The sequence below is a fragment of the Akkermansia sp. N21169 genome (assembly GCF_029854675.1).
Taxonomy (GTDB): Bacteria; Verrucomicrobiota; Verrucomicrobiia; order Verrucomicrobiales; family Akkermansiaceae; genus Akkermansia.
The window spans coordinates 45545-59774 of record NZ_JARWNC010000040.1; the positions used below are offsets into that span (position 1 = coordinate 45545).

General features: G+C 48.7%; 13 protein-coding genes. 6 read left to right on the forward strand and 7 right to left on the reverse strand.

The window, feature by feature from the left end; genetic code table 11:
• The first annotated feature begins 500 nt into the window (after positions 1-500).
• The 6 genes from QET40_RS09330 (at position 501) to QET40_RS09355 (ending at position 9764) form a co-directional block, all read left to right on the forward strand.
• Positions 501-3086 carry an autotransporter outer membrane beta-barrel domain-containing protein gene (locus tag QET40_RS09330; protein WP_280126906.1) on the forward strand — a complete coding sequence of 862 codons (2586 nt, stop codon included), beginning with the start codon at positions 501-503 and terminating at the stop codon, positions 3084-3086.
• A gap of 771 nt (positions 3087-3857) precedes the next feature.
• Positions 3858-5150 (forward strand): tyrosine-type recombinase/integrase, encoded by a 1293-nt coding sequence (locus QET40_RS09335; protein ID WP_280126907.1) that lies wholly within the window; start codon positions 3858-3860, stop codon positions 5148-5150.
• A 9-nt stretch (positions 5151-5159) separates the two neighbouring features.
• Complete coding sequence (locus QET40_RS09340) at positions 5160-6362, forward strand: hypothetical protein (protein ID WP_280126908.1); 1203 nt, start codon at positions 5160-5162, stop codon at positions 6360-6362.
• A gap of 532 nt (positions 6363-6894) precedes the next feature.
• Entirely contained in the window at positions 6895-7071 is a 177-nt protein-coding gene (locus QET40_RS09345; RefSeq protein WP_280126909.1) for a hypothetical protein, read from the forward strand.
• A 102-nt stretch (positions 7072-7173) separates the two neighbouring features.
• Positions 7174-8295 (forward strand): toprim domain-containing protein, encoded by a 1122-nt coding sequence (locus tag QET40_RS09350; protein ID WP_154301915.1) that lies wholly within the window; start codon positions 7174-7176, stop codon positions 8293-8295.
• Between the two features lie 2 nt (positions 8296-8297).
• Entirely contained in the window at positions 8298-9764 is a 1467-nt protein-coding gene (locus tag QET40_RS09355; protein ID WP_280126910.1) for a DUF3987 domain-containing protein, read from the forward strand.
• A 236-nt stretch (positions 9765-10000) separates the two neighbouring features.
• On the opposite strand, the gene QET40_RS09360 is transcribed toward QET40_RS09355, so the two are convergent.
• The 7 genes from QET40_RS09360 to QET40_RS09390 all read right to left on the reverse strand — a co-directional run bounded on the left by QET40_RS09360 (position 10001) and on the right by QET40_RS09390 (position 13826).
• Positions 10001-10753: a type IV toxin-antitoxin system AbiEi family antitoxin domain-containing protein gene (locus QET40_RS09360; RefSeq protein WP_280126911.1), complete on the reverse strand. Its 753-nt coding sequence runs from the start codon at positions 10751-10753 to the stop codon at positions 10001-10003.
• A 23-nt stretch (positions 10754-10776) separates the two neighbouring features.
• Positions 10777-11700, reverse strand: coding sequence for a hypothetical protein (locus QET40_RS09365; RefSeq protein ID WP_280126912.1), 924 nt, complete (start codon positions 11698-11700; stop codon positions 10777-10779).
• A 132-nt stretch (positions 11701-11832) separates the two neighbouring features.
• On the reverse strand, positions 11833-11964 hold the full coding sequence (locus QET40_RS09370; protein WP_256151000.1) for a hypothetical protein: 132 nt from the start codon (positions 11962-11964) through the stop codon (positions 11833-11835).
• On the reverse strand, positions 11951-12433 hold the full coding sequence (locus QET40_RS09375; RefSeq protein ID WP_154301911.1) for a hypothetical protein: 483 nt from the start codon (positions 12431-12433) through the stop codon (positions 11951-11953). The genes QET40_RS09370 and QET40_RS09375 overlap by 14 nt, the downstream gene beginning before the upstream one ends.
• Before the next feature lie 28 nt (positions 12434-12461).
• A complete protein-coding gene (locus QET40_RS09380) occupies positions 12462-12620 on the reverse strand; it encodes a hypothetical protein (protein WP_154301910.1) in 159 nt (52 codons plus the stop codon).
• A 9-nt stretch (positions 12621-12629) separates the two neighbouring features.
• Entirely contained in the window at positions 12630-12962 is a 333-nt protein-coding gene (locus QET40_RS09385; protein ID WP_280126913.1) for a hypothetical protein, read from the reverse strand.
• Positions 12963-12974: 12 nt separating this feature from the next.
• Entirely contained in the window at positions 12975-13826 is an 852-nt protein-coding gene (locus QET40_RS09390; protein ID WP_280126914.1) for a DUF932 domain-containing protein, read from the reverse strand.
• Positions 13827-14230: the final 404 nt, after the last annotated feature.

Here is a 14230-nt window from a genome sequence, read left to right on the forward strand (position 1 = left end):
TTCTGCCTTTGTCCGCCCGGGGAGGCGAAGCACGGGAAGAGATTTCGGCAGGTGTTTACGGTAATGAACACGTAGAATTTTTTAGGGAAGAAGATGTCACCTATCTCCTCACCGGAGATGGGACGGTATCTTATGAAGGCGTATTTACTCTGGATTGTTATTTTAAGCCGCCAATAAATGGAGATAGACAGGGGGTCTTTGGCGCGGAAAGCGTTCATTTTACCAGTGAGGATAAAACTTCCCTGAATTTCTACTGTACCGGTTTTGATCCGGAAGCTTTGAAAAATCCTACGGCATGCAGGTCTTTTGTCTATGTACAGGAACGACAGAATGCACAGGTTGCTTTCCAGAATTTAGGGGATCTGACATTTCGTTCCGATGACTTGAATATGATGGGTATTACTTCCGGTAAGAATGCGGGAGACTATATTCGGACCGTTTCGTTCGAGGATGTAGGAAATATCAGCTTCCAGGGTTTGAGCTCCGGGGGAATTTACATCATGAGTTCAAACCATGTGTCCTTTACTAATACAGGGGATATCTCCTTTACGGATATGAATGGTTCGGACGATTACAAGGGGGCCATTTTCATCAATCAGGGGGAAACATTTTCCGGAGCAACCGGAAAGGGAGATATTTTCTTTGATACGACGGGAAATATTACATTCAAGAATTTGCGTAAGACGTCCAGCTATATTGCCGCCGCCGGTATTTACACAGGTGAAGGCAGTGTATCGTTCAATAATACGGGAGACATTCTGTTTGAAAATAATGAAGCTCTGCAGGGAGCGGGGGGGATCAATGTGTATGATGATATGTATGGGCGCGGAGAAATGCTATCATTTACTAACATCAATGGCTCCATTGTTTTCAGAAATAATGCGGGGAAGAGCACATCGAGTCCGGCAGTAGTTAAGGGTGTCGGAGCTATTCTGGCGAGAGGTTCTTTTCTGCTTTTAAATGCGGGGGAAGTTCTGTTTGAGGGCAATACGACCGACGTGGTTTCGGCGGGAGCGATTTATGGAGATTTGAGAGATGGAAACTCCCGTTCATTCACCATGTCGGCAGACAGGGGAAATATTACGTTCATAGGCAATGCAATCCTGGACCAGCAGGATGTCTGGCTCAGGGCGGTGCGGCTTGATTGTGCGGCGAGTAATGAAATCAACTTCCGTGCACAGACAGGCAGGGAAATTACCTTTTACGATGGCATCGATATTAATGGAGGAGGGACGGGCTTGCTCAGCGGATCTCCTACGCTTTATATCAACAGGATTCCGAATCAGGAAGAACGGGAAAAATATTACGCAGAGGGGGGACATTTCGGAGGGAGCATTCGCTTTACCGGGATCAAAACGGAAGAAATTTTAAAGGAAAGACTGGGAAATGGAGATTCCGTTTCTTTGAAGGAGATGGTTGAAAAATCCCGGAAAGTCGATGTGGATGCTCATGTTTCCGTGGAAGGTGGTACGCTTGCCATCGAATACGGCATGGTTCTGGATAATTCCTCAAGCCGGACATTGAAGCCTTCCTTTACCTTGAAATCCGGTATACTGGAAATGACTTCGGGTGCGGCCTTGAATAGCAATAAAGTAGTCGTTTCCGGCCGGGATGCCGGATCTATTCTGCGTATTGGAGGAACTCCCGTTTCAGCTCCTGAAGGAATTTTTGAACGTCCTTCCCTGAAAGTTTCTACATTCGATATTTCCCGGGGGTTTAACTGGGATCTTATGCCTTTCCTGGCGACAGGGGACAGTGGCATGGAGATTCAGGTTGGCTCATCCTTCAAACTGGGCGGAACCATAGGAATCATGGATACTCTGGATGGCTATGCCGATAAATACTGGTCGGAACAGAGAGAATTCTCCTTGTTTAGTTTCGATGGGGACACCTGGAAACGTAAAGACGGCGATCCGGAGAGTCTGGTTTCCAATACGACCGGCACATCGGAAATTGATTCTGAATATACGTACAAGGGAATCTGGAACTACGAATGGCAGGATACGGATAGCGATGGTACTCCTGATGAACTCGTTGCCGTCTGGAGCCCCAGGGAAGGTGAGGATCCAGTTGATCCGATTGATCCGGTAGATCCGGTAGATCCGGTAGATCCGGCGAAACCGAGCAAGGCTTTTCCGGACAGGCGTGGAGAACTGGCACTCAATTCCCTCTGGAGTTCCGCCTCGAATATTGCGGCCTTGGGCAATACCGCTCTGGGGCAGCTTTCGGATATCCGGTTGAGCAATAAGTTGTCTTCTCGGATCTGGGCCATGGGTCTGGGAGATTTTGCCCGGCGTCATTCCAGAAGCGGGGTAGATGGTTATGACTACGACGGGGGAGGATACTCTGTCGGCATGGATTCCGATTTTGGCAGTGGCAAGGGAGTTTGGGGTATTGCCTTCGGGCAGATTTACGGTCATAGCAGGAGCAGAGACTACCAGTCTAAAATCGACCAGCGTACCATGATGGGGACCTTGTATTGGGGCAAGCTCTTTCCGGTTGATGAAAAGACATGGTGGACAGCGAAGGCAGATGTTTCCTGGGGATTTACGGACAACTGCATGAAGTCTGTCTTTACCGGTGGTCTGAATGCCCATGGAGACTGGAATAACAGAACATGGCTTGTACAAACGGAAATTTCCAGAAGTTCGGTGCTTTCCGGGCAGTGGATCATATCTCCGTTCGTACGTCTGGAATTGACGCGTGGCAAGGAAGACGGCTTTTCAGAAGACGGAAGTTATGCCCGGTGTTTCGGAAGTGCTCGCCTCCAGCGTTTCACGATTCCCGCCGGCGTGTCTGTTAGCAAGGCTGTGACTTGTTATGACAAGCCCTGGCATCATACTCTGAGATTATCTTACGCAGGAGATGTCGTTCGAGATATTCCGGAAGCCGGCGTTTATAGCTTCTATAGTGATTTTTTCTGGACAGCCCGAGCCGTGAAACCTTCCCGGCACGCTATGCGTGTTGAATACGATACTCTGCTCCAGTGGAATGAGCGTTGGAATTTATACGCCGGATACGGATTGGAACTTCGGGATCGTTCTACCTTGCATCAAGTTCATGCCGGAGTATCCTGGGCATTTTAAGATTGTTTCTTTCCTTGAACAACCGATATATAATATGAGCTTAATCTTTTGATGTCCGGACAGAATCATCCCGGCAACATACATTGTTGCCGGGATGTGTTTAGAGTAAATTGGATGTCGTAGTATTCATTGTAAATGGATACAATTTTTGCATTTTCTTGAAATACAGGCTTTCCTGCTATAAATAAAAACGGGCGGGGGTAATCGTCCCTTCTGCAGCTCCTCCTCCAGATCTCCAGTCGTAATGCTTTCATTCGGACCATCTGTGGCCGCATCCGGATATGGAGCAGAGCATTCTCTCTGGGCGGAACGTCAAAAGTCATGCAGCGCAAGCCTCCCGGCGGCAGGAGAGGGCGTTATGCCTCATTCGGGGAACATCCTGTATTTTTCTCGAACATGCGGTTCAGATGGTGAGGGTACTTGAACTCCAGTTCCTGTGATCTGCTTCCCTCGAAATAGAAATCCAGCAGGCGTTCAAACGCCGTCAGCACATCCCTGTTCAGCGACCGTCAAAGCGCGTGCAGTGGTTCAGGAGGATCTCGATAGTGATGTTCCAGATATGGAAAAAGGCTGAAACAGGCAAAAGAAAAGAGCCTCGATCCTTTCGGAATGAGGCTCTTATTAGTGGCTCCCCCGGTTGGGCTCGAACCAACGACCTAGTGATTAACAGTCATTCCGAATCTCTTATTCCATAAGAATTTATTGCCAATGGTCAGAAAAAAGTCAGAAAAAGAGATTCCTCTATGATCCGTTTTTGGTACTGTAATGAGCATGGGAAAGGTCTCGTCATACAAAACAGGTGACATTGCACAGAATATCTATGAGCGAGTAAAAATCCAGATTCCGGGCATCTACATCCTCCACCAACCCAAAAGGAAGAGCCCATGGTATATCCAGATCAAACGGGATCTTCCTGCCGGGGTGAAGAAGAATCATTTTTATCGTACTGTGGATGAAGCCATTGAAGCATACAATCGATTCGCAGATATCGTCGTCAGGCAAGAAGCAGAATTTTTGCTGACTCCAACAGAAAGACAAGCAATTCGCCTTTGGCGCAGACACCGGGAGAAGCGCATGCAGGAAGGTAAGAAATCACAGACGCTGGAGGAGGCTATTCGGTACGCTATGGATGCGGAACATAAACAGGATATAGCCCGGCGAACGATTGAAGACCTGTTCCACGAATATATCCTTTATAAAGAAAAAGAAGCTGAAACCAGAAAGGCCGATACCGCCGTCAAGCAATGCAGGCGCAACCTGGCCGATACGAAAAGGACGTTGGATTTGTCTGACGCTATTTACATTGATGAACTTGGTTCCGTAGAAGCTCTTGAAGAAGTCGAATCTCTCCTGCGTGATACTGTGGTTGGCAGAGATGGAGGCCTTCCGTCTCAAACGACCATCAAACATTACCGAACAGCCCTGAATACATTCCTGAATTGGTGCGAAAAGCGGGCCTATATCGCGAGGAACCCGATAGTCCTGCTTCCCCCTATTCAGGCAGAAGAACCTACCCGGGAATCCTATGCTCCACAAGAACTCTCATCCCTGCTTCACACAGCCATCGGTGTATGTCCCAAAGCCATTCCCTGGTTGATAACGGCAGCATTTATGGGAGTTCGCCCTAGAGAATTGACTCGTTTGACATGGAGAGAAATAGGGCAAGCCCTTGGAAACGGTTTCCTGAAAATAGAGCATGTTAAATCAAAGACTGGCCAAGACCGGCTTATCCCCGTTAATGAAGCATTCCGTGCCTGGATGACATGGTGGCTTCAGAAAAAAGGCAAACAATCGGGCTACCTGCTGGCGGGGGATACGAGAGAGCAACGGGAATGGAATCAGGGCCGGGATATCATGGCGTTAAAAGAAGCAGGCATTGAATGGAAAAAAGATGGGCTACGGCATTCTTACGGAACCTACATGTGTGCCATTGAACCGAATACTTCAGTTGTTGCCAAAGCCATGGGCAACAGCGTGGAGATTTTGCTTAAGCACTATGTCCAAGCGAGAACAGACAAGGAGGGAGAAGGCTATTTTGCTATTCGGCCCCAAAATCAACAATAGAAGCTATTCATGAGTGACAACGATACAAGGCCATCACTAGAATCGATCTTATTTCCTTGCCCAGAACAGAACGGCGGAGGGAGATTAAGACTAAGAGAATGTGATGTGGTAATGGGGCAAAGCTCCGGCAGGATTGAATTGCTTTATAATCATAACCTTAACATCCAAGCCAAGTTCGAAGATTCTTCGACTCGACAGTCTCCTCAAAAAGGAAAGCGTATCCTCAAAGTATCAATACCTTCTATCTCATCACATCAACTTGTTGTACACATCTGTTGCCGTCATTATACTCGTATTCAAAGAAGCAAAAAACCGAGCCGTTTGCCTTCTGAAATAAAATCTCCTCCAGGAACACTTGAATTTATTTTCCATAAAAGCGATAATGGCAGATACGATATTAAAGTTCGATTTATAGATGCAAGTGTTTTCAAGCAAGATCCTATTTATTTTTGGTATGGCGAAGCATACAATTTATATTCAATGGGTATTTGGTCACCTCGTCATGGTTGGAACAATGCCTTTCTAGAATATGTATGGAGCCATGCAGAATTGTTCGGTATGCGCCCAGAATCGGTATATCGACGTCAACTATATGATCAAGAAGGATATGAGCCAGATGAAGCTAATCTAGCTATTAATAACTGGTTGCAGCTTGAAAATCTACATCAACAGACGATCAAACTACAACATGAACACGAGATAGCTTCCGATATTTTGTCTGACACTCTTTTCTGGCTAATGTTAAAGTACTGCAAAGAGCCACTTGATAAAGAGATAAAAGATATAAGGCAAATGATCAAAGGTCTTAGTCCAAGAAAACCTATATCCCCTGTATGGGAATATTCCATAAAGGAATTTATTGTATTTAATAAATTTGATTCTGAATCGTTCTTAAAGAGAATCCCGTGGTTTGCTCCTTGGACTTATATTCAAAAATGGCATGAAATAAGTCGTCCAGGGTTGAGGTGGCTTCTGGATCGAATTAAGGAAGTAATGTCAGTGTATATGGATTACCCTCTACGTCCGAAACAAATGGAGAATATGGAAAAGATTCTTACATTTTTACACAATCACACTCAAATGAATCCCTCTGAGAAAAAAATCACAATCCCATGGCCTCGTGCAGGAGATATAGGGGGAACTCCACGTTCCCTGACGGATGCGGGAATGGGCTGGCTTGTGTGTGGACGAGGTAAGCGCGCAATATGCTAGTTCCAGAGCATGCTTCGGGATATCTACAATAGTCCTGATCTGCTTACTTCCATTATAACGCTTGTGCCATTTTATCAGATCGGATTTTTTGGTACTTTTCCAAGCAGGCAAGTTCGGTTGTTTTCGAAGCGCTTCTCACTGATCTCCTCCGCCAGTAGGACGAATCCTATCCAAGCACCGAGAAAATGTGGTGTCGATTCCCGCGTGACTACCTGAGAGATTACAGTATGACAAAATCAGCATATTCATCACAAATATTTCATAATGTTCATTATACGTAATTAAACGCATATTCCATTAATACATCCCATTATGCTCTCTTTTTGCTCAGAAATCGAGGATATTCCTCGCTGTAAAAGGCCTAATAAACCCTACTATTTCTTAATTAAACGCAATATATAAACATTGCAAACATCTTATTATTAGCAGTATATGACGTGTTGACATTCTGCAGAGAAAATTCAATTCTCCGCACATGTCACCGACAAAACCACAGAGACAACTTCGAGATTTGGGCGGAATTGCCCATATCATGGATAGGGCCGAACTGGCTCAACACTTGAAGATCTCGACCAAGAAGGTAGACGAACTCGTAAAATGCGGACTTCCCTACTTTTTGGTCCAGAACAACCGCCGTGGTGGAATCAAAAGGTTCCGCCTTTTGGATGTCCACGCATGGCTTGACCGCCAAACCGAATTGGCAAAATAAGAAACCCCGCCCGCGCATGCTGCGATCAGGCGGAGTTCCAAGGATGGGTTATCCTCGAATATCCTACCAGATCACAGCTGCCGGGCAACAACAAAGAAAACAATGAAGATAAATCATCAAAACATCAAGAAGGACCTGGCAGCATTCAACGCTACCTTGGCTCGCATCTATAAAGAAAGAGGGCGTAGTCTGTACCTCAACGAACTCTATAGTAATCGCCCAGGGCATCAGCAGACCGTTTGTTGTCCCATTCATAACGATCATAATCCATCCTGCTCTTTCAGCGTCATGGAGGACGGAACTATTCTGTTCAACTGCTTTGCTTGCGATGCAGCAGGAACAATTTTCGACCTGGTGTGCGCTCACAAGCAATGGACGATGCAGGAGAATTATTCCGACATCATCCATTTCATCAAGGAAAGTATGCAATCGGATAACGATTTCTCCGCAATTCCTGAGTTACAACCCGCAGTTAAGGCTGTCGTACCCAAGGAAACACAGCCTCTGACCAATATTGAGGAAATGGGATGTGAAAACCTTCGTATGGCTATTTTCCTAGAACACCCCAAGGTCCAGAGAATGGCGCTTATTCTTGGTTTTGCTGAAGAAACCCTGATGTACATGGCCGCCAGGCCATGGTATGCGTTAGGACTGAGCCCGGAAGGAGGGCTTTGCTTTCTCTATACAGACGAGAATGGAAAGTATATCGGGGTCAAAGCTCGCTTGAAAGAACCCTGGGCCTGCTACTTTGGATTCAGTATGAATGGGAATCCTTACACCATTCCCGGCCCTACTGACCACGCTTTCATAAAAGTTTGCGGGACAGTAACCATGTGGGGCATTCATGCCATCCCTGGGTCTACCCACTGCATTATTACGGAGGGAGAAACCGATGCCATCGCTGCCATGGATGCCATTCTTCACTCGGGCATGCCTGAAAAAGAGTTCCCTGCTATCGTCTCCATTAACGGTGTGAAGAGTTTTAATCCTGAACGGGCGGAATATTTTCGAGGTAAGCATGTCCTTTTGGCCTTTGATGCAGACGAGGCAGGAGAAGAAGGGAAAGCCAAGGCGACGGGGTTATTGGCGGGTATTGCCGCTTCTGTTCACGCTTTAACATTGCCCAACGGTAAAAAGGACGTGCGGGAAACCAATATTAGTCACCAGAGCTATTTGATCGGGGAGATTCTTTCTTTCACGGCTATCGGAAAGGAGGTCATCTGATCATGCAACAGCTCATTCCGCCCTGTGAACCACAGCAACCCGATATTTCGTTCCCAACGGAACTATTGCCGGAAGTTTTGAAAAGAACCGTGCAAAATGTTGTCGATGATTTTCGCGTACCGGAAAACATTGTAGGAGTACAGGTTCTTGGCCTGCTCTCGGGATGTCTCGGGAAAGTCTACTCCCTGCAATTCAATGGAAACAGGGTCCGATCCAATCTGTTTTTCCTGATTGTTGAAGGCTCCGGAGTAGGGAAATCGCGTCCTATGGATTACCTGAGAAAAGTCATCACAGAAATAGAAACAGCCAGGGAGTATTCCCTGGCGACACGAAAATCTCTATGGAAACGGGAAAAAAAGAGGCTCGATGAACAATACCGCAAACTCGAAGACTCCATGCCATGTCCAGCCCCGGATTTACAGGAAACAGCAATACGGGAAAGAGACGACCTGTTACTCAAAATTCATTCTCTGGAACGTCGGCTTGCCTGTCATGGTGATATTACGATTGAAGACATTACCCCGGAGGCTCTAGTCAAAAAACTATCCGATTCACCAGACCAATCCTTATTGTCAGCTTCATCCGAAGCTCGTGAACAAGTTAAGAAAGTCATGGTGGGGTATGGCGGTAACGATCTATCAGGAGAAAAACCATATCTGGCCGGATTTAGCGGCGATACGATCAAAACAGACCGTATCGGACGATCTGGAGACCGGGTCAACAGTCCATGTCTTGCCCTGGTATGGGCAACCCAATATGACTCCATGGAACAAGTCCTGGGGGATGAAGGAATGCTTCAATCCGGATTCATGGCCCGTTGCCTGGTCTCCTCAAGTTTTCGGGATCTGGAACGGGGACAAATCGTTACCTATGAACCAGACAAAAAAACGGATCCCGACCTTGGCGAGTGGAACGCCTTAATCAAAAATATTTTAGCCCGTCGACCCATAATGGTTGATCAATCGGATGCGATTCCGTTTGTAGAAGTTAAAGTAGATAACCCAGAGCTGGTACTAAATGAAATTTGTGATCTGAAAGCCCTATGCGTGGAATATCATGCTGAAGTAGAACATGAAGCACGGATCATGGAAATAGCTTACCGCTTGTTGCTTGTGCTGGCTGTGGCAGATCACCCGGATCAACCTGTCGTAACAATCGACCATGCCCGTTGTGTTCGCGAACTTGTCAGACATTTCCTCTCATGCAGGAATCGTCTGACGGGTGACTCCTTCCATGATCGGCTGCGTACATTACTGGGATACATTTACAAGGAGGCTCAGAAGAAAAACTGGCCTTTGAATGGAAAGGCTCCCATACGCAGCGGACAGATTACACGCTCACACAAGGTTAAACTCGACGACATCAAGGAAATGGCCCGCTTGTTCCCAAGTGACTTGCGCATCGAAGAAACGGATCGTTGCGATTCCTTTCAGGTGTACCTCCTCCAGAAAGAACTCCGGGGTTGTTGAAACGGAAAAATATGACATAACATGCTATGAATGAATAACTACAATACTCCGTTTACTACAAGGGAGATACCATCTATTATATTATTTCATATACTAAATATGAATTTATCCAGGTTCCCCCTTCGTAGTTCAGGGAGTTCTGTAGTTATTCATTATCAATAATCAAGAAAGACAGCAATACTTCTGAAGGTTGGACAGTGTTTCTTAAAAAACGCCGTCCAACCTTCCATTTACATTCAGGAAAGAGCGAAAGGCATATAACGGGGGAACTCCCGTTCCAGCTTTTCCGGCACCGTGATCCTGAAATCAGGAACGTACATTCCCGGTGTGTGCAGAGAATATATGCTGTTCGACAGGGCTTTCCGGACAACCGAGTCCCGGGTACAAGCCCATGCCCAATCCCGCGACACCTTGGAGGCAAGGTAGAAGAACCAGCGCTTGACCTTTTCCCTCTGGCAGCATTCCAGGACCTGCCCCAGATCATCCATGTCCATTTCTTCCAGTTGCTCCATGGCCCGGATGATGATACGGCAATCATCAAGATTCCTGATCATGTCAATGCTCTCAAGCAATGCCCGGGCGGGAGTAGACCAGTACAGTCCGTCACGTTCGATGATCCCGCAACATTCATCAAAAAAGTATTCGTCGTGGAATATTCTGCATGGAATGGGCTGTACCTGAAGCGAAACATTTAACGTATTCGGATATTCTCTTGTTTCCCGATGATCAAACAGTTGTATTCGCCTCGGTTCGGGAGCTCCGAGCAGAAGGTACAGAATGGTTCGTCCACCTATGTGGCAACTTTGCGATTCTTTCTGGAATGCTTTCAGAGCCCCGTACAGGCAGCGAGGAACGTGACGAGCCCAGACTCCGTACCCGCAATGGACAAGAACACCTTCTTTCCCGGCGCGGGCCAGATCCTGGTTGGTAAAGCCTCGCTGCCTGAGTTCCTTCGTCGTCATCACGACATTGACAGGCAGCTGGTTCATTTTCTACATTTTCGTCATCTTCATTATTGTTCGTGGTTGGAGGTGAGGGGAACCGGTTCCCGGGGGATGTCGTTCATGTTGCGGTTCAGGGCTTCCGCTTTGTTCCGGGCAAGTTGTTCCAGCTCCTGCTTCATCGTATCCCCGAGGCTGATCAGTTGACCAAATCCATCGGGCTTGACCTGATGCGCTGCATTGACGGCGACCTGTCTGATGACAGGACCCAGGGGATGCCGGGAGCTGTTGGCTATGCCCATTCCGGTTGCCATGGCGGCCCGCTCCAGCATGTCCCGGCAGATCTTGTCCGTTTTCTCGGCATTGTTTCCCTGGGCATAGGGGCTGGTCATTTGCAGCCCGGCAAGGAAGGCCGTCTGCCTGACGGTACTGTTGAATCCAGTCCGAAGAAGCAATTCCCTGTTGCCCGCCGCGTCGAAATAATCGGGACGCAGTTCGTCGATTCTTCCATTGGGATAGACAATGCCGGAGAGGTAGGTTTGTTCATCCCGGCGATCCCTGACATTGAAGAAGAGTTCTTCGTGAGCACGAATAACCTCCTGTGGAATTCCGCTGATCCGACTGATTTCGTCGTAATCACATCCGTCATTCAGGAGGAGGGCGTGAATAAGATTGCGTGCCCCTGCTGCCATCTCGCCTGAAAGAGCGATGGCTTCCATCAGGACGACATTGTTTTCTTTACCCATGAGGAGTTTGATTGTTCTGCGTATTGCCTGTTCCTTGAACCAGGCTGGCGGCATGATTTCTTCCCGAGCATATGACCTGGCAATGATCCAGCCGGCATCGGGACACCCCAGCAAGGTCTGAATCCTCCTGATTCTATTCGCCATCTCCAAAGGGATAACCCGGAGAACAGGATCGTCATGCTGCGGGGAAAGCCATGTATCGGGATGAGGGACTAGTGGGGCGATTCTTTCGATGATTGCGCGTTTCATGAAGGAATTTTAAATACTGCACTAACAAAAAGCAACACATTGATATTCAGCTTGAAAACAAAGGATTTTTCATGGCTGACAGCTAAAAAACAACTCTCCTTCATGATGAAGAAGAGCTGTTGAATATCGGCCTTATCCGTCCCTGGCTTCCAGCGTCCTGACGATTGCCTCGGCTCCCCGTTTGTACACGGTCACGGCCAACAGCTCTCCGTCGCGGAAGACGGCCCAGAAGCGGGTCCCCTTGTACTTTTCAATCGTCAGCATCAGGCAACACCTCCTTTCCGGGGTGATGGTGTGAGTCGAGCAGATGTCTCAGTACGGCCCCGATATTGGCTTCGTACATGTCCCGTGTGTGCCTGTTGCAGGCGACGGCATAAAGGCACCGGGCATCAAGGATGTCGATGTCTTCACCACAGAGCCGGATGCAGCTTTCCAGTGTATCCAGTTCCGCCTCCGGAATCGGTGAAGCCAGCAGGATGCTTTCATCGTCGTCCAGAGACTTCTGCTGTTCTTCCGTCAGTTCCGGGAGGTTCACCAGAGCCGTCATGGACGGGCCGTGAATCGTCAGCTTGCTCAACCCCAGCGAAGGATCATTCTGATGACTGCTGCAAAGCGACACTGCCTTCTCGATCCGGGTCAACAGTTCCGTATCCACTTCCAGGTACACATACGGAGCGTCCGTATCGTATCCGCTCGTGGAACGCAGTTGCGCGATGATGGGCATCGTCTTCATGTTTCGTTCTCTTCCTTTCCTGTCAGAGTTACTTGCAGAAGAAGGCGATGACGCCCAGGATCAACAGCACGGCGAGCAGATACGGAGCCACGGCCACCAGAGCCGACAGGATGCCGACGACGACCGGCCCCAGCAGACACAGCAGTACGAGTGCCACCAGGGCGATGAGGAGGTCTTTCATGTTCATGGCCGTGCCTCATGCGGTAACCCTTGCCCGTGATGATCGACGAACCGGAGCGGCGGAGGACACCCATTGCCTGAGCGCCTGCCGTCCGGCATAGGTAATCAGCCAGCAGTCGGGATGAAGCAGGAATTCCTCTTCCTTCGTGCGGATGATGAACTCCCTCCCGGCCAGATCACGGACAGCGTGCCTGACGCTTTCCCGTTCGATGCCACGGCATTCCTCCATGATTTCCTCGTCACTGCGTTCGAAATCGCCGTGAAGGTACAGCAGAATGGACAGCTCCAGCCCGGTCAGGGACGGAGTCCGTCTCATACGCTTCACCCTCGGATGATGTTTTCTTCTCATGATTGTCTCAAGTCAGTTGTTCAGGGTATAGCTGTCAGCCAGATCCCAGAGCTCCCGGTTCAGACGAGTATTGCCGTCGATGCCGTTGAGCGCCCGCAGGGAACGACGACGATAAGCACCTTCCTTCTGTGGCTTCAAGGGAACGCCTCCCCTGATCAGGTTTTCCTGAACCCGGTTGAAGCACTGCCAGACGGTAGCCGGTCCTCCCGCCGTAAAGCCGATGTCGTTCCAACGCCGGGGAGACAGAAGGGCTTCGGGACGTATCCTGTCTTCGTAGGCGTCTCCCATACGCAGCTGTGCCGCCTCATGAACAAAGTCCACCTGACGCTTGTAAGGGAGTTCGACTCCCTGCATCCGGTGAATGTCGTCCATGATTCGGGGTGTTTCTCCGGCCAACCGGAGACTGGCGGCAATCACATCCTCCCCGGTATGGCCCATGTGGCGGATGTTGATGGCGGCGATGTGTGCCCCGACAATCAGACCGTTGGTACAGACCAGCCGGAAGATGCCTGCCATGAGCCGGTAGGAACAGCTGCCGTTGTGGCTGTTGATCATGACCACTTCGATGCGCTGCTCACGGTTGTATTCCAGCACGTCCCGGTGAGCGAAGCGAATCAGGTGCTTGCGGGTGGGAGTGCCGTCAGGTTTTCGTGTGCGTTGTTCCTGGGCTCCAACGACGAGGAACCCGGCTTCTTCCATCTGGTCGAGCAGGGAGTCGGAGGAAACGAAGCGGTATTTCTTCGAACGGCTGTCATCTTCGCGGTGGGCGAAGACGGAGGGTGCGACACGCCGGACCTGGTTTCTATCCAGCGGGCTGTTGTCGCGGTTGCGATAGAGTTCGCGTGTGGATGTATGAGTATTCATGTTCATTGATGATTGGTTTGTTGCAACAAAAAGCCCGCCTCCCGGAACAAAGCCGGGAGGCGGGCACTGGCAGGAAGCAGAGAATCTACTTCCTCATGGATATATGACGCGGGGAGAGAGGGTTTTTCAGATGAGTGTATTCAAAAATGGATACTTATTTTATTGTGCAATAACGGCGTAATGCATCAAAATAACCGTTAAGTGCCCTTAACGAGGTGATCGTTCCATTAGACTGAGTTCTGGATGTCGATGTTTTGCAGGGTTTGAGAACTCTATCCATGAACTGCTGGCTTTAAGTAGCTTGTATCGGAAGACAGGTTCAATCGGTTTTTCCTGATTTTTCCAAGCATCGATCCACTCTGGCAGCATGGCTTTGAGTCTTTTTCTGCAGGGTGGGTCCATGG